Below are 19,236 nucleotides of genomic sequence, written 5' to 3'. Positions count from 1 at the left end.
GGGCCTCGCAGGCAGCCCGGATGGTTTCTAAAATGGTTCTTCAGTTTATGGCTGCATTGCCACAACCAAGGGGCCAATTCATGCCGGTTGCCAGAGCCAATCCCAAGACTTCCATCGCCGCTGCAGAAGCCGCATCCAGCCCACGCCCGGGCCTGCTGCGCCAGCAGGTGTATGAGCAGTTGCGCAGCGCCATCGAGCAAGGGCGGCTGCCCGCAGGCACGCGCCTGCCACCGTCGCGCGAGCATGCGGCCGGCCTGGGCGTGTCGCGCAACACCGTGCTGTGGGCCGTGCAGCGCCTGCAGGCCGAAGGGTATGTGGAGGCCCGTGTGGGCGACGGCACCTATGTGTCGCAGGCCGCGGGTACGGCGCCCACGCAAGGCCTGGTGGCGCCGCCGCGCGGGCTGTCGAAGCGCGGGCAGCTCATCGCAGAGACGGCGGCGCGCTGGCGGCCGCCGCATGTGGCGGCGCGGGCGTTCCGCATCGGCGCACCCGAGGTGGACACCTTTCCGTTCGCGCTGTGGGACCGCCTCGCCCGCCAGGCCAGCCCCGGCCAGCGCAGCGCCCGCGCGCAGTACCTGGACCCTGCGGGCGACCCCCAACTGCGCCAGGCCATTGCGCTGTGGCTGTGGGCGTCGCGCGGCATCCGCTGCGATGCGGCGCAGGTGGTGGTGTGCTCGGGCTCGCAGCAGGGCATCGATCTGATCGCCCGGCTGCTGCTGGACGCGGGCGACGAGGTGCTGGTGGAAGACCCCGGCTACCCCGGCATCCGCGCCAGCCTGCTGGGCCACGGCGTGCTGGCGCGGCCCGTTGCGCTGGATGCGCAGGGCCTGCGCATCGCCGAGGGCGCCGCGCAGTGGCCCGGTGCGCGCATGGCCGTGGTCACGCCCACGCACCAGTTCCCCACCGGCGTGTGCATGCACCTGGCGCGGCGCCAGGCCCTGCTGCAGTGGGCCCGCACGCACGATGCCTGGGTGGTGGAGGACGACTACGACGGCGAATTCCAGTACGGCAAGCACGATGGCAAGGCCCAGCGCGTGCCCGCCCTGTGCAGCCTGCCGGGCTCGGAGCGGGTGTTGTACGTGGGCACGTTCTCCAAGACCCTGCACCCCGGGCTGCGCCTGGGCTTCGTGGTTGTGCCGCCCGCGCTGGTGGAAGCCTTTGCCATGGCCCGCGCCATCACCGACCGGCACGCGCCGGGCGACGCCCAGGCGGTGCTGGCGCGCTTCATCGCCGAAGGCCACCTGCTGCGCCACCTGCGCCAGATGCGCGAGCTGTACCAGCAGCGCCAGCAGGTGCTGATTGACGCGCTGGCCGATGCCAGCGGCGGCGCACTGCAACTGGCGCCCAGCGACCGGGGCATGCACCTGCTGCTGGAGACCGCGCCCGGCAGCAACGACGAAGCCTTGAGCCGCAGCGCGCTCACCGCCGGGGTGATGCTGGCGCCCCTGTCACGCTACGCGATGGAGTCGACCCGGCGCGGCTGGCTGTTCGGCTATGCGGGCTACAGCGAGGCCGAGATCGTGGCCGCGGCGCGGGTGGTGGCAGCTTTGTCCTTGCCACACGTGCGCGCGCCGCATACAAACGTGTCGTCCACCCCGCCACGCCACCGCAGAAAGACGGCATGACCACTTTGAAGAAAATCGCGTTCACCTCGTGCATGTCGACCGAGGTTTTTTCCGCACGCCAGCCCGTCTGGGAAGACATCGGCTGGCACAAGCCCGACGTGCTGGTGTTGCTGGGCGACTCGATCTACATTGATTGCCCGTGGCCCAAAGGGCCCGACGGCATGGTCACCGAACCCGCATTGCTGAACCCAAGCGATTTTGCGGCGCATGTGCACCGCCTGTACCGCAAGCAACTGGCAGTGCCCGAGTTTCGGACACTGCTGCAGCAAGACGGACTGGCCACTTACGCGATCTGGGATGACCACGACTTCCTGTGGAACGACGCGCGTCAACAGCAGGCCTTGAGCCACCTGGAGCACGCGGTCTACTCCAGCAATCTGTTTCAGTGCTGGCGCGACGCACTGGCGGGTGTTGCGCCGTTCCCAGTCACCGCGATGGACCCGCGGGTGCTCAAGAACATCGGCGTGCCGCGAGGGCAAGTGCGCTTCAACGACGCCATGCCTGGCTACCGCTGCGAGGTGCTGTTTGCCGGGTTGGTGGTGCTGCACCTGACGGACGGGCGCTCGTGGCGCGACGGGCCGACGCTGTTGGGCACCCAGCAAAAAGCCATGATGCAGGCGCGCATGGCCGACCATCCGAACGCGCTGCATCTGGTGGCCAGCGGTTCGACCATCAACGGCTGGGAGATCAACGGCTGGAAGCACTATCCCGAAGACCTGAGGTGGCTGTTGGCGTTGGCCGAAACGTATGACGTGCGCGTGCTCAGCGGAGACATCCACGAGATTGATCGCAAGGCCACATGGACGGAAAAGGGTGGGCGCCAGCTGCACGAGTACATCGCCTCCGGGGCGGCAGTGGATTTCGCTCCACCGTTGCTCGCCGGGTTTTTCCCAGCCAACATTCCTGTGACAGCCCAGCGCCAGTTCGGGCTGATCACCCTTGAGGATGGTCTGCTTCCCAACGTGCAGTTCTTCAAGGACGGACGGCGACAGGGCGACATCAGCGACCCGGTACCGGGCGCCTGACACCCACGGGCGGTTGCCAGGCCCAGCCATCGCAGTACCGCAGTTAACCCGCTACCGCGCTGCAGTGCCCGCGCCTGCGTCCACCGCCGCCCCGCGCCACCACTGCTTCGACAGCGCAGGCTGCCGGATATCCAGCCGCTCCCCCATTACCGGTGCCACCAGCGGCACGCCTGCCTTGCCGGCCAGCGCGGTGATGCGGTCGAACGGGTCGGTCCACGCATGCAGCGCCAGGTCGAACGTGCCGTTGTGGATGGGCATCAGGTGGCGGCCCTTCACGTCCAGGTGGGCCTGCAGGCTTTCCTCGGGCTGCATGTGCACGTCGGGCCATTGGGCATCGTAGGCGCCGGTCTCGATCATGGTCAGGTCGAACGGGCCGAAGCGCTCGCCAATGGCCTTGAAGCCGTCGAAGTAGCCCGTGTCGCCGCTGAAGAAGATGCGCGTCGCGCTGGCGCCTTCACCGGCCTGCATCACCCAAGACGCCCACAGCGTGCGGTTGCCGTCCGACAGCGTGCGGCCCGAGAAGTGCTGTGCGGGCGTGGCCACCAGCTTCACGCCGGCGACGGTGGTGCCCTGCCACCAGTCGAACTGCTGCACCTTGGACGCGGGCACGCCCCAGGCGATGAGGCGGTCGCCCACGCCCAGCGGCGTGACGAAGTGTGCGACCTTGGGGGCCAGCTGCAGGATGGCCGCGTGGTCCAGGTGGTCGTAGTGGTCGTGCGAGAGCACCACGCCCGTGATGGGCGGCAGCTCGTCGATGGCGATGGGCGGCGCATGGAAGCGCTTGGGGCCCATGAAGGAAAACGGCGAGGCGCGCTCGGAGAACACCGGGTCGGTCAGCCAGAACTGGCCCTGCAGCTTGAGCAGCATGGTCGAGTGACCCAGGCGCCACAGGCTCAGGTCCGGCGCGGCCAGCAGGTCGGCCTGGGTGAGCGGCAGCACCTGGGGCGGCTTTGCGGGCACCGCATCGGCGGGCTTGTCGGTCATGAAGCGCCACATGATGCCCATCGTCTTGGCAAAACCCGGCGCCTGGCGCGGCGCGGCGTTGCGGAACTTGCCGTCCACCTGCTGGGGCGACTGTTCATACGATGTTGCCGGCAGGGAGGTGCAGGAAAGGATGCTGTAGGCCATGGCGGTGACGACGGTAAGGATGAGAAAGACGCGGGGAATTCGTGGAATACGGCGAAGCATAAGTGCTTTTTCCGAAAAGTGCACTGCACAGTGTAGTTCACTTTTATAAAAAGTAAACTCCCCGGTGTAAAATGGGGCCATGACCGAGCCTGCCACCGTGATTGCCCCCACCCGCCTGACCGACCGCAAACGCGAGGCCATCGTGCAGGCCGCCATTGGCGAGTTCCGCGAACATGGCTTCAACGGCACCAGCATGGACCGCGTGGCCGCGGCGGCCGAGGTGTCCAAGCGCACGGTGTACAACCACTTTCCCAGCAAGGACGAGCTGTTCGGCGCCATCCTGGACCACCTGTGGGACCGCAGCCATTCGCTGCCCGACGTGGCCTACGACGCGCACCAACCGCTGCGCGCGCAGTTGCTGGCGGTGCTGGACCAGAAGATGGAGCTGCTCAACGACGCGAGCTTCATCGACCTGTCGCGCGTGGCGATGGCCGAGATGATGCACACCCCCGAGCGCGCCCGGGCCATGGTGGCGCGCCTGTCCGAGAAGGAAGAGGGCCTGCCCCGCTGGATCCGCGCCGCGCAGCAGGACGGCGCGCTGCGCGCGGGCGTGGACCCGCAGTACGCTGCCCACCAGCTGCACGGCATGGTCAAGTCCTTCGCCTTCTGGCCCCAGCTGGCCATGGGCGGCGCGCCGCTCACCGCGCCCGAGCAGCAGCAGGTGCTGGGCGATGCGGTGGACATGTTCCTGGGCTTTTATGCAGTGCCGCGCCAGGGCGCTGCAGCCGTTTGAAGTCGTTTTGATGGCGCCTTGATCCTGCCTTTTTGAAACCGCGAGCCGTTACGCTCGCCGCTCCACCGGTCTCTTCATCCACCCACCCGCAGCGCCACCATGCCCCTTGCCTCCTACCTCGATACCTTCCCCACTGTCGATACCGGCGTCTTCGTGCACGACTCCGCCCAGGTCATCGGCGATGTCACCCTGGGCCGCGACAGCTCGGTGTGGTGCAACGCGGTGCTGCGCGGCGACGTGAACCGCATCGTGGTGGGCGAATGCAGCAATGTGCAGGACCTGACCATGGGCCATGTGTCGCACCGCAATCCAGCCAAGCCCGAGGGCTCGCCGCTCGTCATCGGCAACTACGTGACCATTGGCCATTCGGTGATCCTGCACGGCTGCCGCATCGGCGACGAGTGCCTGATCGGCATGGGCTCGATCGTCATGGACGACGCGGTGATCGAAGACCGCGTGATGTTGGGTGCTGGCAGCCTGGTCTCGCCCGGCAAGGTGCTGGAAAGCGGCTACCTCTACATCGGCCGGCCCGCGGTGCGCCAGCGCGCGCTGACCGACGCGGAGATCGCGTACCTCAAGTATTCGGCCGAGCACTATGTGCGGATGAAGAACAACTACCTTGCGGGCGGCACCACGATGGGGACCTAGCCACCGGACGGACAGGGTCCCGCCGCCCAGGCGCCGCGCGGAGTCCACACGCATCACGATGCCCGCACCAGCCAGCGTTTGCCGCTGGGCAGCCCGTTCCGCGATCGCATAGCGATGTGTGCACCCAGCCAATGTCTTTCGCCTGCGCCGATAATCGGCATCCGCCCCATGGCGGCCTCCACCATGCCTGCCGCCGCCCTCTCCCCCACCACCACGCGCGTGCTCGCCGTCATCCCGCCGATGACGCAGCTGAACACGCCCTATCCGTCCACCGCGTACCTCACGGGCTTTCTGCGCTCGCGCGGCATCACCGCGTTCCAGGAAGACCTGGCACTGGCCCTGGTGCTGCGGCTGCTGTCGCCCGACGGCCTGAAGGACGTGGCGGCGCGCGTGGCGGCCCTACCTGCCAAGCAGCGCAGCCCGGCCGTGCAGTCGTTTGCCGCGCAGCAGGACCGCTACCTGGCCACCATCGGCCCGGCCATTGCCTTTTTGCAAGGCCGCGACAGCACGCTGGCGCACCGTATCGCCGGGCGGCACTACCTGCCCGAGGGGCCGCGCTTTGCGACGCTGGACGTGTACGTGGACGACGAAGGCGGCGACCCGCTGGGCTGGGCGTTCGGTGCACTGGGCCTGCACGACAAGGCCAAGCACCTGGCCACGCTGTACCTGAACGACCTGGCCGACGTGCTGCGCGACGCGGTGGACGAGCGCTTCGAGTTCGTGCGCTACGCCGAATCGCTGGCGGGCAGCCAGCCAACGTTCGACCCGCTGGCCACGGCGCTGGCCGCGCCGCCTACGCTGGTGGACGACCTGCTGGTGCAGCTTACGCACGAGGCCATCGAGCGCCACCAGCCCACGGTGGTGCTGCTGTCCGTGCCGTTCCCGGGGTCCGTGTACGCGGCATTTCGCATCGCGCAGGCCGTCAAGGCCCGCTGGCCGCACATCGCCACGGTGCTGGGCGGCGGCTTTGTGAACACCGAGCTGCGCGAGCTGGCCGACCCGCGCGTGTTCGACCATATCGACTTCGTGACGCTGGACGCGGGCGAGCGCCCGCTGCTCGCCCTGCTGGAGCACCTGCAGGGCCAGCGCGGCCGCCAGCGCCTGGTGCGCACCTTCGTGCGCAACGACGGCGAGGGCGGCGATGGTGCGGTGCAGTACATCAACATGATGGAAGCCGACGTGGCCTTCGCCGAAGTGGGCACGCCCACCTGGGACGGCCTGCCGCTCGACCGTTATCTGTCGCTGCTGGACATGCTCAACCCCATGCACCGCCTGTGGAGCGACGGGCGCTGGAACAAGCTCACCGTGGCGCACGGCTGCTACTGGAAGAAGTGCAGCTTCTGCGATGTGAGCCTGGACTACATCAGCCGCTACGAGGGCGCGAGCGCCGAGGTGCTGGCCGACCGCATCGAGGCCATCGTCCGCGAGACGGGGCAGACGGGCTTTCACTTCGTGGACGAGGCCGCGCCGCCCAAGGCCCTGAAGGCCCTGTCGACCGAGCTGATCGCGCGCAACGCCGGCATCAGCTGGTGGGGCAATGTGCGGTTCGAAAAAACCTTCACGCCCGACCTGGCCGAGCTCATGGCCGACAGCGGCTGCATCGCGATATCGGGCGGGCTGGAAGTCGCATCCGACCGGCTGCTGCAGCTGATGAAAAAAGGCGTGTCGGTGGATCAGGTGGCGCGCGTGACCAAGGCCTTCACCGATGCAGGCATCCTGGTGCATGCGTACCTGATGTACGGCTTTCCGACGCAGACCGTGCAGGACACGGTGGACGCGCTCGAATACGTGCGCCAGCTGTTCGCCAACGGCTGCATCCAGAGCGGGTTCTTCCACCGCTTTGCGTGCACGGTGCACTCACCGGTCGGCAAGAACCCTGAGGAGTACGGCGTGACGCTGGCGCCGTTGCCACCGGGCGACTTTGCGAAGAACGACGTGGCCTTCATCGACCCCACGGGCGTGGACCACGATGCGCTGGGCGCGGGCCTCAAGAAGGCGATCTACAACTACATGCACGGCATCGGGGTGGAAGAGGACGTGCGCATGTGGTTCCCGTTCAAGGTGCCCAAGACGACGGTGCGGCGGGATCGGATCGAGCGGGCGCTGCGGGAGCGGGGTTAGTGCAGACGCAGCATTGTTCGACGGTCGTCTCCACCATTCGCCGAGGTTCGCCACCAGCATGCAGTGCGCGCGCTTGAAGAACGCATAATCCGCCCAAAACTATGTGCCTCCCATCCAGGCACCGGCGGAGGCCGAAATGATGAAGGATCGGAGAGAACCATTGCTTCTTGCCCGTCAGCCCACGGCCTGTGTCAACGGGATCAGGCCAACTGTTGGGGCTGCGATAGCATCCATTTTTCTGTCGCTTCCGAGCTCATTGCTGGCGGCCGGAGGCCCCGGCTTCGGAGGCAGCGTCTTGTGGGAACTGTGGGGGTTGCCCATGCTGGGGTTGGCCGCGACTGGTGTGGTCATGGCTTTGCGAGGGAAAGCGGGCGCGTGGGGTATTACGGTCGGTTGTTTGGGCGCTTTGATTGCGCTGATCTGCTTGAGCGATAAAGGCCTGCTCGGAACACTCTTCCTGGGTCCCTGGGCACTTTTTATCGGCACGCTGCTGTTGGGTGTACTTCCGGCATTTTTACCCAGCAGCCCACCCCCGGCTCCGGCGTCTGATTGCCACTACGCTGACGGAACTGACATTCAGGTTGGCGATCGGGTGTCCCTGACGGACCTTGACAATTCGCTCGGCACCATCGCCGCTGTCGTAGGCACCAACCAATGGGGTGCGGGGTACTCCAAAGAGTCCTTCAACAACATTTCGCAGGGATTTCTCGTCGTATTGGATGATGGGCGCAAGCTGTTCTTCGACCGATCAAAACAAGCCCTCCATTTCATCGCGAGAGCACGCGACGGCGTGCCGCTTGAAACACTTCCTTCGCGCATGGGCTAGAACCTTCGGTATGGCATGCCGAGCCGGCTGGAGTGCCGCACATTGGCCGCACTGGCCGCGAGGAAGGGGTATCAACATCCAAGATGGCGACAGCGTAGAAGTACAGAGTGCATGCCCGTGGTATCCACTACGGCTATCCAAAATGGCTGCCCACTGCGGAGCAACGCAGTTCAATGACTGAACCACAACGCGCACCCCGTTTCCGCGCCGCCATTTTCGACATGGACGGCCTGCTCATCGACTCCGAGCGCTTGACCCTTCGCGCCTGGATCGATGCGGCAAAAACGTTGAACTGCGTACTGGCGGAGGCGGACTACCTGCAGGTCGTGGGTCGCGCGTCGCCGGATTCGGACGCCCTGCTGACTGCGATGCTGGGAGGGCGGCCGATGTTCGAACAGGTGCTGCGCGAGGTCGCCACACGGCTCGCAGACACCGACAGCGAGCCGCTGTTTCCCATCAAGCCGGGTGCCGCCGTGCTGCTGCGAACTCTGCGCGATGCCGGAGTGCCGTGCGCAGTGGCTTCGTCTTCACGCCGCGATGAGATCGAGCACCGCCTCGCGCGTGTGGGTGTGTTGCACCACTTCCAGGCGCTGGCGGGCGGCAACGAGGTGGAGCGCGGCAAGCCCGACCCGGCGCTTTACCGGCTGGCCGCCGCGCGGCTGGGCGTGGACCCGGCGCAGTGCCTGGCTTTCGAAGACAGCGAGAACGGGGCGCGTGCAGCGCAGGCGGCGGGCGTGGCAGTGGTGGTCGTGCCCGACCTCAAGCACCCTGCGGACGACATCGCAGCACGCTGCCACGGCGTGCTGGCGTCGCTGGAGGTGGCGCACGGACATGTGGGGCGGTGGTTTATCGACACCAGAGCAACGCAGAAGCGCCTGTGAAAACAGGCCTTGAAGGGAGGGCGCTCTGGAAGACCGGAGCACATCCGGGCGGCATGTTCTGGCACTCAGAAAGTGGCCTGCCCGCTTGTGTGCAGCGCCACCAGCTATCAAATGTGAAGCAAAGCGGCTACCCCACCGCGCTATTTCTATTTCTGCTTCTGGTACGCGTTGTGCGCGGGCACACCGCGGTCCGTGTCCTGCAGCCCGCGTTTGACGTCCTTGTACGCCTGCTCGATCTCCGGATGGCGTTCGCCGTCGGTCATGTCGGTGGACTGGTCGCGTTCGTGGGGCAGGCGGGCTTCGGGGCCGCCCAGGTCTTCGGGGCCGCTGCCGGGCTGCTCTGTCGGGTTGGTGGTGTTCGTGCGGCGCTCGGTGCGGGCCGGCACGGGGGCGGATGGGGTGACGTCTTTTTCTTGGCTAGGGGATTGGGCCATGGAGCCTCCGGATACTGGTGGGCGTCGCGCTGCGACGGGGCGGCCTGAGAGGCCGATGCACCATGCTATGCAGCGCAATCGCGCGCCCATGTAGGCGGGTGCGCCCACCCGGCGCGGGGCGGTGACCGATCTGCGGCCCGCGCGGCATGCGACACTACTGTATGTCTCAACAGGTGTGGGCCGCGCAGGCCCTTGAATCGTTCGATGCGGTGGTGCAGGCCACGCCGGGTTTTCGCAGCCGCACCGGCCAGCGGCGCATGGCCGAGCAGGTGGCGCACACATTCAGCTCCGCCACGCTGGGCAAGGTGGACAGCGAAGACGGCGACGCCGCCGCGCCCACGCGCGCCATCGCGGTGATCCAGGCCGGCACGGGCGTGGGCAAGTCGCTGGCCTACTGCGCCCCCGCCATTGCACTGGCGCTGTCGCGCGGCACGCGGGTGCTGATCTCCACCGCCACCGTGGCGCTGCAGGAGCAGTTGGTGAACAAGGACCTGCCCGCGCTGGCCGCGCTCATGCCCCAGCCCTTCAAGTTCGCGCTGGCCAAGGGGCGCGGGCGCTATGTGTGCAAGCTCAAGCTCGACCGCCTGGCGGGCACGGGCGAGGCCGAGGACGAATCCGACGACGACGATCTGTTTGCCGAAGAAGAAGCCGCCGCCCGCGCCAAGCGCCCGCGGCAGGAGACCGAGGCGCGCATCCAGTTCTACGGTGCCATGGCGCAGACCCTGGCCAAGGGCGCGTGGGACGGCGACCGCGACAGCCTGGAGACCCCGCCCGAGCCCGAGGTGTGGAGCCCCGTGGCGGCCGAGGGCGCATCGTGCACCGGCAAGCACTGCCCCGCGTTCAGCCAGTGCACCTACTACGACAAGCGCAAGGAGCTGGTGGGCGCGCAGGTCATCGTGGCCAACCACGACCTGCTGCTGTCGTCGCTGGGCGCGCGCGTGCTGCCCGAGCTGGACAACTGTCTGCTGGTGCTGGACGAAGCCCACCACCTGCCCGCCACAGCGCTGCAGCAGTTCGCGTGCAGCATGGACATGTCGCGCCTGACCTGGATCGACCGCCTCTCCAGCCGGGGCCTGCGCATTGGTGCGCTGCTGGAGGTCGAAGAGATTGCCGACATCCCGCGCCACGCGGCGCAGCTGCGCCAGACGCTGCAGGACCTGGCGCGCATCGTGATGGACGTGTACGGCGCGGCGCTCAAGAGCCAGAAGGACACCTGGGGCCCGGCGCGCGTGCGGGTGCCGCGCGGCGAGCTGCCCGAGCCGCTCATCCCACCGCTGGGCCTGCTGGCCGCCAGCGCCGACGGGTTTCTCGAGGCCCTGCGCGCCATCAGCAAGGCCCTGCGGGCCGAAATGCGCGACAAGCCGGAAGAGGCCAAGCGCCTGTCCACGCTGTACGCGCAGATCGGCATGCTCGCGCCGCGGCTGGAAGAGCTGCACGCCACCGCGCAGCTGCTGCTGCAGGATGCCCCGCCGGGCGCCGACCGCAGCTTCGTGCCGGCCGCCAAGTGGTTCACGCTGGAGGTCGACGGCGACTTCATCGTGGTCAAGGGGCACGCCAGCCCCATCCTGCCGGGCACCACGCTGCGCAACCACCTGTGGAACGCGGTGCGCGGCGCGGTGCTCACGTCGGCCACGCTCAACAGCTGCGGCAATTTCGACTTCTTCCTGCGCGAAGCGGGCCTGCACGGCGACGAGACCACGACCACGCTGGAGGTGCCGAGCCCCTTCAACTACGCCGCGCAGGGCACGCTGATCGCGGCCGAGACGCGCGCCGACCCCAAGAACGCCGCGCAGTTCACGGCCGAGATGGTCGATGCGCTGCTGCACGACATCGCCCGCGTGGAATACGGCGCGCTGGTGCTGTTCACCTCGCGCGAACAGATGCGCCAGGCCGTGGATGCGCTGCCCACCGCCATGCGCAGCGTGGTGCTGGTGCAGAACGCGCTGCCGCGCACGCAGCTGCTCAAGCGCCACCGCGAGCGGGTGGAGAACGGCGAGCCCTCGGTCATCTTCGGCATGCAGTCCTTCGGTGAAGGGCTGGATTTGCCCGGGCGGCTGTGCGAGTCGGTGTTCATCACCAAGCTGCCGTTCGCCCCGCCCGACGACCCCGTGGGCGAAGCCCGTGCCGAGTGGCTGCGCGCCGTGGGGCGCGACCCGTTCAGCGAACTGGTGGTGCCCGCCACCGCCATCCGCCTGGCGCAATGGGTGGGACGCGCCATCCGCACCGAGGACGACCAAGCCCACGTGTACTGCTACGACAAGCGCCTGATGCGCACGAGCTACGGCCAGCGCCTGCTCAAGGGCCTGCCGCCCTTTGCACTGCAGCAGCGTGCGCCGCTGTAGCGCCAACGGCCCCGACGACCATCCACCGATTCCCTGACCTGACACCCCGATGCCCCACACCACCCCCGCCTGCCCCCAATGCGGCCAGGAGAATACCTACCCCGATGCCAGCCTGTACGTGTGCCCCGACTGCGGGCTGGAGTGGCCCCAGGCCGCTGCGGCCACCGACGAAGAGGCTGCGGACGCGGGCGACGCCACCGTGCGCGATGCCAACGGCAACCCCCTGGCCGACGGTGATGCGGTGATCCTGGTGAAGGACCTCAAGGTCAAGGGCTCGTCATCGACGCTCAAGAAGGGCACCAAGATCAAGAGCATCCGGCTGGTGGACGGTGCCGACGGCCACAACGTGGACTGCAAGACGGACCTGGGCAGCATGCTGCTGAAGTCCGAGTTTCTGAAGAAGGCGTGAGCCCCTGTGCATCGCAGCACTGCAGCAGTGAATGTGGTGGAGGGCGACTTGCTGGACCAGCACGCCGACGTGATCGTCAACGCCTGGAACCGCAACATCATCCCGTGGTGGTTGCTGCTGCCGCAGGGCGTCTCGGGCGCTATCAAGCGGCGGGCCGGGTACCAGCCGTTTCGTGAACTGGCCCGCCACGGCGCCATCCCGCTGGGCGGTGCCGTGCTGACGGGTGCGGGCCGTCTGCCCCACCAGGGCATCATCCATGTGGCGGGCATCAGCATGTGGTGGGTGTCGTCGCAGCGTTCCATCCAGCAGTCCGTGCTGTCGGCCATGGCCTTGGTTCAGCAGCATGGCTTCGGGTCGGTAGCGTTCCCGATCATCGGCGGCGGGACCGGCGGCACCCGGGCAGACCAGGCGCTGCAATGGATGCTACAGAGCCTCGCGAGCGTGGATTCTGCAGCTGCAGTGACCATCGTGAAGTACACCAGGCGACCCTGACGCGGGGGCGTGCAGCCCATGTCAGACAAGCTCCCACGCACAAGCGGGCAGGCAGACGACGCCGCGCACACGCTAACGGGCGGACAGTCGCTTCATACCTCATCGCACTGGAGCCCCTTCATGCCTAGCAACAGCACACCCGCCCACGACACCCTGTGGAAACTCATCAAGGACATCCGCTTCGGGATGCTCACCCACCGCACCGCGTCGGGCATGCTGCACGCACACCCGCTCACCACGCAGAACCGCAGCATCGATGAGCACAACGAGCTGTACTTCTTCATCTCCAAGTCCGGCGAGCTGTACGAGCGCCTGCTGACCGATGGCGAAGTCAACGTGTCGTACGCCGACCCGGGCGACGACAGCTATGTCTCGCTGTCGGGCCAGGCCCGCTTCATCGATGACCTGGCGCAAAAGGAAGCGCTGTGGTCGCCCATGGCCAAGGCCTGGTTTCCGGGCGGCTACAACGATGCCGACCTGGCCCTGCTGGCCGTGCGCATCCGCCACGCCGAGTACTGGGACGTCAAGGAAAGCAAGATGGTCCAGCTGTTCAAGATGGCCAAGGCGGCCGTCACCGGCGAGCCCCCGCGCGAGCTGGGCGAGCACAAGGAACTGACCCTGTCCTGATCCGCAGGCGCTGCCGCACCGCCGGCGCGCCACCTCTGCACACCCACATCCAGCACCAACACCCAGGAGGCTTTATGAGCAGCAAGGAAAACCGCCGTGACGATGGCGACATGAGTACCGAGGCCGATCGCACCACCCAGGACAACGAAGGCTCCGGCAAGGTCGCCCAGGCCCACAACAGCACCGGCGACAAACCCGCCACGCAGCTGAACCAGGGCCGCCGCTCCCCCGAGAGCCGCCACGACCGCGACGCCCACATCGGCAGCGGCAACCAGGTGCAGTCGCGCCGGGGTGCCGCAGGCAGCACCGGTGGCGGCGGCAGCCGCGGCGCGGGCTGAGCGTTCACCGCACGCGGGGATCAGTCCCTTTCCCCCACAGAAGGAGCCTTCGGGCTCTTTTCTTTTGCCCCAAGCTCTTGAAACGATGGATTTGCCATCCAAATGGCATCCATACACCATCCTTTTACCATCCCCTTGGATGGCAAACAAGTTTCAACAAGCTATGGCCTCCACGCAAACATCTCCTGCCGCAGTGCGCGGCAAGGTCCCCGACTCCGAGAAGATCACCATCAACCTGGGCTTCGTGGATCTTGGTCACATCGACCTGCTGGTGTCCGAAGGCTTTTATGCCAACCGCACCGACTTCATCCGCACCGCCATCCGCAACCAGCTCACCACCCAGAGCGATGCGGTTCGGCAGGTGGTGGCCCGCAAGATGCTTGTGCTGGGTCTGCAGCGATTCGGCCGCGCCGAGCTGGAGGCCGTGCAGGCGGCAGGCCAGGTGCTGGAGATCCGCGTGCTGGGCCTCGTCAGCATCGACCACGACGTCCCGGCCTCGCTGGCACAGGCGACCATCAGCTCCGTCACGGTGCTGGGGGCCTTTCATGCCAGCGCAGCGGTCAAAGCCGCGCTGGACGGGCGCATCCACTAGGGCGCGGGGCGCCCTCCACACCACCCACAAGGAACCCCATGGACTGGAACCACAAACTCAAGCAACTGATGGGTGAAGCCACCCAGCTGGTGCGCACCGGCCATCTGGCGGATGCCACCCGGGCCATTCAACAGGCGCTGGGCCAACCAGCGACGGCGCCTGCCGCGGCGCAAGGCACCCCCGGCACACCGAATGCCCCCGCCCCCAGCACCACCGCGGGGCAGCCGCCAGCGCCCGGTGCCAGCTTTCGCACCACCACGCCGTGGCGCACCGGCGTGGCGCAGGATGTGGAAGACGCAGTGGTCATCGAGCGAGAGACCCGCCCCGGCGAGGGCCGCGCCGCCACCGACCACACAGGCCGCCAGAGCGCGAGCACCGGGCAAGCCAGCCCAGCGAGCGCTCCATCCACTGCGCCCTTTGCAACGCCCTCGGGCCCCTCAAAGGCTGAACCGGCGGGCAACTCCGCCAGCGCCGAGGCACCGGGCAGCTTCACCCGCGTGGCCTTCAGCCACCCCGGCGCGCCGCACAACCTGCACCACTACCACCTGTACGTGCCGCCCGGCGCGGCCACCGGCACGCCCATGCCCCTGGTGCTGATGCTGCATGGCTGTACGCAAAACCCCACGGACTTTGCCACCGGCACCGGCATGAACCACGCTGCCGCACCCGCCAACGCACTGGTGCTGTACCCCGCGCAGCCGAACAGCGCCAACCCCAACGGCTGCTGGAACTGGTTTCGCCCCGAAGACCAGCGCCGCGGCGGCGGCGAGCCCGCACTGCTGGTGGCGATGGTGCGCGACGTAATGGCACGCCACCCGGTGGATGCCCAGCGCGTCTACGTGGCAGGCCTGTCCGCCGGCGGCGCCATGGCCGCCTTGCTCGGCCGCGAGTACCCGGACGTATTTGCCGCCGTGGGCGTGCACTCTGGCCTCTCAGCCGGCGCCGCGCACAGCGTGATGGGCGCACTGTCGGCCATGAAGACGGGCGCCAAGCCCAACCCCCGCGGCACCCCGGCGGCAGCGCCAGGCCAGCCGGTCACACCGGTGATCGTCTTCCATGGCGATGCCGACCCCACGGTCAGCGCGCGCAACGGAGAGCAGGTGGTGCAAGCCGCGCTGAATGCGGTGGCAGGCGGTGCCGCGGCGTTGGACACCAGCGTGCAGCCAGGCCGGTCTGCCAGCGGGCAGGGCTATACGCGCACCGTGCACCGCCGCCGTGCAACGACCGGGGGTGGCGCAGGGGATACCGGCGCAGTGATCGCGGAGCACTGGGTCCTCCACGGCGCGGGCCACGCCTGGGCCGGTGGCAGCGCGCAGGGCAGCCACACCGACCCGCGCGGGGTCAATGCCACGGGCGAGATGCTGCGGTTCTTTCTGGAGCAACCGCGCCCCTCTGGCGCGTAGCGCAAGCCCGTCAGGGCTGCGTGGCCAGATCGCGGACCACGCCCTCCAGGCCGCGCACCACCCGCGCGAGTCGCTCGTAGTCCACCTTGTCAGGCGTGTCCTGGCGCGTGTGGTAGTGCGGATAGCGGTAGGGCGCCGTGTCGGTCACCATCAGCGCGGGATAGCCTTCGTCGATGAACGGCGCATGGTCCGAATAGTCCACGCCGGGGACGAAGCGCGGCGCCGCGATGCCTTCGGACGGAAAGCTGGCATGGGTACGGAAGGACTTGACCGACTTCCTTACCAAACCCAGGTCTGCAGCAGTGCCCACGAAGGCGATGAAATTGCCCTGCGCAGGGTAGAAGCGGTTCAGCGGCCACGGGTACTTCTGCGACCCAGCTTCGTCGGAGAAGTAGCCCATGGTCTCCAGCGACAGCATGGCCTGCACAGGCGCATTCGCCGCCTTCAATGCCTCGGCATGCACCCGGCTGCCCATGAGCCGTGTCTTGAAGTAGGGCGGCTCTTCGTTGGTGTACAGCGCGAACATCACATCGGACGTTGCCGTCTCACCCAGGTCCTTGAGGCTGCGCGCCAGCTCCAGCACCGCCGCAGTGCCCGTGCCGTTGTCGTTAGCACCCGGGGTTTCGTGCGCGGAGTCGTAGTGCGCGCCGATGACCAGCAAGCGCTTGCCCGGGGCTTTCTGGCTGGGCAGCGTGACCAGCAGGTTACGAACCTTTTGGCGCGATGCGTCGAATTCCTGGCGCTGCACGGTGTAGCCATACGACGTCAGCTCCGCTTCCAGATAGCGTGCCGCCGCCTCCAGCGCGGCATGCGTGCGAATGTTGTGCTCTTCGGACGCGACCATCGCCACGTGATGGCGCAGCCGCTGCGCCAGTGCTTGCTCCTCGGCCGTCGCGGCTGCAAGGGGCCCACTGAAAGAGCGCGACGGCATCTGGGTCAGGACCAGCACGGCGGCCAGCGCCAGCAAGGCCACGCACAGCAGCGCGCCGGCAATGCGCAACAGGCTCGCTCCCAGGCGCAGGGCAATGGTTCGAGGGATCATGGAAAGGGTGGCAGTGAAGTATGGTTTCTGGCGCGGGCTGTGCGGCCGCGTGAACGAGAATGATGATCGAAAATGGCCAGGCCCCCCGACGGCTGCGCGCCGCTGCTTCACCACGCAGGCGCCAAACCTGCATCCGCAGCCACCTGACCTTCGCCACCCACCAGCCTGGCACATCACCCAGACACACACCCATGCCCCCCATCGCCGTCATCGACTTTGAAACCACCGGCGTCTCGCCCGGCCAGGGCGCACGCGCGACCGAAGTCGCCATAGTGCTGCTGGAAAAAGGCCAGGTGGTGGACCGGTTTCAGAGCCTGATGAAGACGGGCGCGTGGATTCCGGCGTTCATCACGCAACTGACCGGCATCACCAACGCCATGGTGAACGCGGCGCCCGATGCCGCAGGCGTCATGGCCGACGCGGCGCGTTTTGTGGGCGACGCGCCCATGGTGGCGCACAACGCGTCGTTCGACAGCAAGTTCTGGCAGGCAGAATTGGCACTCGCTGGCGTTGCCGCACCGCACCCGTTCGCCTGCACCGTGCTGCTGTCGCGCCGCCTGTATCCCCAGGCGCCCAGCCACAAACTGGGGACGCTGGTGGACTACCACGGCCTGCCGCGCACCGGCCAGGCCCACCGGGCGCTGGCCGATGCCGAGATGGCCGCCGCGCTGCTGGCGCGCATCCAGCACGACCTGCGCACCCAGTGGCGCGTGGCCGAACCGGACTACGCACTGCTGCAACGGGTGCAGCGCTGCGCCAAGCCGGCGGTGGGCGCGCTGCTGGCGCGGCACGCGGCGCCCTGAAGACGTTTGCTACATATTTGATAGCTTGTAGCGCTTGACCAGAGCGCGGCAGGCGGCATTTTGATTCATATTCCTGCCGTGCTTCAGGGGCACCCGGGCCGTGTCGCGGGCCAAATCCCGGAAAATCCGCGCTTTTGCTTTGCAACCAGACCACCGCATGACCGACACCACGCCAGCCGCTACGACCACCACCGAACGCCCCGCACTCCCCGACCACCTGAGCGTGGACCCGCGCAGCCCGCACCACGTGGCTGCGGTGTTCCAGCATGACATCGGCATCCGCTTCAACGGCAAGGACCGCACCGATGTGGAGGAATACTGCGTCAGCGAGGGCTGGGTGAAGGTGCCTGCGGGCAAGACGGTGGACCGCAAGGGCCACCCGCTGATGATCAAGCTCAAAGGCAAGGTCGAGGCTTTCTACAAGTGACACGGGGCCCGCGCGGCTGCGCCGCGCCGGGATCTGCCGCGCGTCTTTTTTTTCCATGCCTGACGACAACGGCGCACCCTGGGTGATCTATTGCGACGGCAGTGCGGTGCCCAACCCGGGGCGCATGGGCCTGGGTGCCGTGGTGTGTGCGCCCGATGGCACGGTGGCGCAGCAGCTGTCCGAGGCCACCACCTTCACCGGCTGCAACAACGAGGCCGAGCTGCGGGCGCTGGCCCTGGCGCTGCGCTGGCTGCAAAGCCAGGGTGGTGCTGCCGGCCGCGCCGTGGTGGCCTACAGCGACAACAGCGTGCTGGTGGAGCAACTGGGCACCACCAGCCCCGCCGGGAGTCCGCGGGTGCCTCCCATCGCCAGGCTGGCAGGCTTGTTCGATGAAGTGCGCGCGATGATGCAGGCCTGCGGCGATGTGAGCGTGCAGTGGATTCCACGCCATCGCAACGGTCAGGCCGATGCGCTGGCACGTGGAGCGCTGGGGTTGGCGCCGAAGCCGTCTGCGGGGCATCACACCCGCACGAAGAAGAAACGACAGAAGCGGCGGTGAGGGCGCGCCGTCTGCAAGTCCGTGCCTTGTTCCCTCTTCCCTCGGGGGAGCGAGAGGGGGAGTTCGGCGCACTGCCCCGATCAAGCACCCCCTCTCCCCGACCCTCTCCCGCAAGGGGAGAGAGAGTGAAGACAAGTCCCGCGTGACACGTTCTGTATGCGGAACTCCAGGCACCCTCAATCCAGCCCCAGCGCCTCCCGGTACGCCGTGATCCTCGGCAGCAGCACCTGGCGGCGTGCCAGGCTGTCGGGCGGCCAGTGGGCGTCGCGCTCGTAGTACTCAGGCACGGCGGGCACGTCGGGTGGCAGCACCACCCAGGGCTGCTTGGACTGGGTGTAGATGTGGATGTCGGGCGGCAGCAGGTTGGGCGCGTCCAGCGTGCCCACGCGCACAAAGGCCACCAGCGGGCCCGCGCCGGAGTAGTGGCTCCAGACCGCCACGCGGCAGTGCGGGCAGCGCGCGATCTTCTGGCCGAAGCCGCTGTCCGACGGTGTGTCCACCAGATCGATCGCGCCCACCTGCAGCGCCACGCGCTCGGTCTCGATCATGGCGTTCAGCGCAAACGACGCACCGCTCTCGCGCTGGCACCAGCGGCAGTGGCAGCAGTGCACGAACAGCGGTGCGGTGAGCATGCGGTAGCGGACATGGCGGCAGGCGCAGCCGCCTTCCAGGGGAAACGACGCAGTGTCAGGGTGTGTCATGGCGCAGCGATGAAGGGATG

The 19,236-nt window shown here is 67.7% G+C and carries 21 protein-coding genes; 17 read left to right on the top strand and 4 right to left on the bottom strand.

The window, feature by feature from the left end:
* Nucleotides 1–80 precede the first annotated feature (80 nt).
* Nucleotides 81–1,625 (top strand): MocR-like pyridoxine biosynthesis transcription factor PdxR, encoded by a 1,545-nt coding sequence (gene pdxR, locus ASG27_RS01935; RefSeq protein ID WP_235503867.1) that lies wholly within the window; start codon nucleotides 81–83, stop codon nucleotides 1,623–1,625.
* The gene (locus tag ASG27_RS01930) at nucleotides 1,622–2,650 is read left to right on the top strand and encodes a hypothetical protein (protein ID WP_156370407.1); all 1,029 of its coding nucleotides are present in this window, start codon (nucleotides 1,622–1,624) and stop codon (nucleotides 2,648–2,650) included. The genes pdxR and ASG27_RS01930 overlap by 4 nt, the downstream gene beginning before the upstream one ends.
* Before the next feature lie 51 nt (nucleotides 2,651–2,701).
* Here ASG27_RS01930 and ASG27_RS01925 read toward each other — a convergent pair whose 3' ends face one another.
* The gene (locus tag ASG27_RS01925) at nucleotides 2,702–3,778 is read right to left on the bottom strand and encodes an MBL fold metallo-hydrolase (protein ID WP_056410781.1); all 1,077 of its coding nucleotides are present in this window, start codon (nucleotides 3,776–3,778) and stop codon (nucleotides 2,702–2,704) included.
* A 139-nt stretch (nucleotides 3,779–3,917) separates the two neighbouring features.
* On the opposite strand from ASG27_RS01925, the gene ASG27_RS01920 reads away from it, so the two are divergent.
* The 5 genes from ASG27_RS01920 to ASG27_RS01900 all read left to right on the top strand — a co-directional run bounded on the left by ASG27_RS01920 (nucleotide 3,918) and on the right by ASG27_RS01900 (nucleotide 9,047).
* Entirely contained in the window at nucleotides 3,918–4,571 is a 654-nt protein-coding gene (locus tag ASG27_RS01920) for a TetR/AcrR family transcriptional regulator (RefSeq protein WP_056410779.1), read from the top strand.
* Between the two features lie 99 nt (nucleotides 4,572–4,670).
* On the top strand, nucleotides 4,671–5,219 hold the full coding sequence (locus ASG27_RS01915) for a gamma carbonic anhydrase family protein (protein WP_056410776.1): 549 nt from the start codon (nucleotides 4,671–4,673) through the stop codon (nucleotides 5,217–5,219).
* A 240-nt stretch (nucleotides 5,220–5,459) separates the two neighbouring features.
* Complete coding sequence (locus ASG27_RS01910) at nucleotides 5,460–7,340, top strand: B12-binding domain-containing radical SAM protein (RefSeq protein ID WP_056411601.1); 1,881 nt, start codon at nucleotides 5,460–5,462, stop codon at nucleotides 7,338–7,340.
* 160 nt (nucleotides 7,341–7,500) lie between these two features.
* Complete coding sequence (locus ASG27_RS01905) at nucleotides 7,501–8,166, top strand: hypothetical protein (protein ID WP_156370406.1); 666 nt, start codon at nucleotides 7,501–7,503, stop codon at nucleotides 8,164–8,166.
* 173 nt (nucleotides 8,167–8,339) lie between these two features.
* Nucleotides 8,340–9,047, top strand: a complete 708-nt coding sequence (locus tag ASG27_RS01900) for an HAD family hydrolase (RefSeq protein WP_056410773.1) — start codon at nucleotides 8,340–8,342, stop codon at nucleotides 9,045–9,047.
* A gap of 146 nt (nucleotides 9,048–9,193) precedes the next feature.
* On the opposite strand, the gene ASG27_RS27110 is transcribed toward ASG27_RS01900, so the two are convergent.
* Nucleotides 9,194–9,481, bottom strand: a complete 288-nt coding sequence (locus ASG27_RS27110; protein ID WP_056171548.1) for a hypothetical protein — start codon at nucleotides 9,479–9,481, stop codon at nucleotides 9,194–9,196.
* Between the two features lie 161 nt (nucleotides 9,482–9,642).
* On the opposite strand from ASG27_RS27110, the gene dinG reads away from it, so the two are divergent.
* The 7 genes from dinG (at nucleotide 9,643) to ASG27_RS01860 (ending at nucleotide 15,684) form a co-directional block, all read left to right on the top strand.
* Entirely contained in the window at nucleotides 9,643–11,823 is a 2,181-nt protein-coding gene (gene dinG, locus ASG27_RS01890; RefSeq protein WP_056410770.1) for an ATP-dependent DNA helicase DinG, read from the top strand.
* Between the two features lie 49 nt (nucleotides 11,824–11,872).
* Nucleotides 11,873–12,232 (top strand): zinc ribbon domain-containing protein YjdM, encoded by a 360-nt coding sequence (locus ASG27_RS01885; RefSeq protein ID WP_056171551.1) that lies wholly within the window; start codon nucleotides 11,873–11,875, stop codon nucleotides 12,230–12,232.
* A gap of 6 nt (nucleotides 12,233–12,238) precedes the next feature.
* A complete protein-coding gene (locus ASG27_RS01880; protein ID WP_200912363.1) occupies nucleotides 12,239–12,724 on the top strand; it encodes a macro domain-containing protein in 486 nt (161 codons plus the stop codon).
* Nucleotides 12,725–12,844: 120 nt separating this feature from the next.
* On the top strand, nucleotides 12,845–13,351 hold the full coding sequence (locus ASG27_RS01875; RefSeq protein WP_056410764.1) for a pyridoxamine 5'-phosphate oxidase family protein: 507 nt from the start codon (nucleotides 12,845–12,847) through the stop codon (nucleotides 13,349–13,351).
* Nucleotides 13,352–13,425: 74 nt separating this feature from the next.
* Nucleotides 13,426–13,689 carry a hypothetical protein gene (locus ASG27_RS01870; RefSeq protein ID WP_442854065.1) on the top strand — a complete coding sequence of 88 codons (264 nt, stop codon included), beginning with the start codon at nucleotides 13,426–13,428 and terminating at the stop codon, nucleotides 13,687–13,689.
* A gap of 163 nt (nucleotides 13,690–13,852) precedes the next feature.
* Nucleotides 13,853–14,281, top strand: coding sequence for a hypothetical protein (locus tag ASG27_RS01865; protein ID WP_056410761.1), 429 nt, complete (start codon nucleotides 13,853–13,855; stop codon nucleotides 14,279–14,281).
* Between the two features lie 38 nt (nucleotides 14,282–14,319).
* Entirely contained in the window at nucleotides 14,320–15,684 is a 1,365-nt protein-coding gene (locus ASG27_RS01860; RefSeq protein WP_056410757.1) for an extracellular catalytic domain type 1 short-chain-length polyhydroxyalkanoate depolymerase, read from the top strand.
* A 10-nt stretch (nucleotides 15,685–15,694) separates the two neighbouring features.
* On the opposite strand, the gene ASG27_RS01855 is transcribed toward ASG27_RS01860, so the two are convergent.
* The gene (locus tag ASG27_RS01855; RefSeq protein WP_056410754.1) at nucleotides 15,695–16,726 is read right to left on the bottom strand and encodes a M28 family peptidase; all 1,032 of its coding nucleotides are present in this window, start codon (nucleotides 16,724–16,726) and stop codon (nucleotides 15,695–15,697) included.
* Between the two features lie 191 nt (nucleotides 16,727–16,917).
* Here ASG27_RS01855 and ASG27_RS01850 point away from each other — a divergent pair, with 191 nt between their 5' ends.
* The 3 genes from ASG27_RS01850 to ASG27_RS01840 all read left to right on the top strand — a co-directional run bounded on the left by ASG27_RS01850 (nucleotide 16,918) and on the right by ASG27_RS01840 (nucleotide 18,515).
* Complete coding sequence (locus ASG27_RS01850; protein ID WP_056410752.1) at nucleotides 16,918–17,529, top strand: 3'-5' exonuclease; 612 nt, start codon at nucleotides 16,918–16,920, stop codon at nucleotides 17,527–17,529.
* A gap of 157 nt (nucleotides 17,530–17,686) precedes the next feature.
* Complete coding sequence (locus tag ASG27_RS01845; protein WP_056410749.1) at nucleotides 17,687–17,956, top strand: DUF3297 family protein; 270 nt, start codon at nucleotides 17,687–17,689, stop codon at nucleotides 17,954–17,956.
* A gap of 55 nt (nucleotides 17,957–18,011) precedes the next feature.
* Nucleotides 18,012–18,515, top strand: coding sequence for a reverse transcriptase-like protein (locus ASG27_RS01840; RefSeq protein ID WP_056410745.1), 504 nt, complete (start codon nucleotides 18,012–18,014; stop codon nucleotides 18,513–18,515).
* 176 nt (nucleotides 18,516–18,691) lie between these two features.
* Here ASG27_RS01840 and ASG27_RS01835 read toward each other — a convergent pair whose 3' ends face one another.
* Nucleotides 18,692–19,216 (bottom strand): GFA family protein, encoded by a 525-nt coding sequence (locus ASG27_RS01835; protein WP_056410742.1) that lies wholly within the window; start codon nucleotides 19,214–19,216, stop codon nucleotides 18,692–18,694.
* Nucleotides 19,217–19,236 lie beyond the last annotated feature (20 nt).

This window comes from Acidovorax sp. Leaf191 (genome assembly GCF_001424425.1).
Taxonomy (GTDB): domain Bacteria; phylum Pseudomonadota; class Gammaproteobacteria; order Burkholderiales; family Burkholderiaceae_C; genus Acidovorax.
This window is presented reverse-complemented; position numbering and strand designations above follow the sequence as displayed.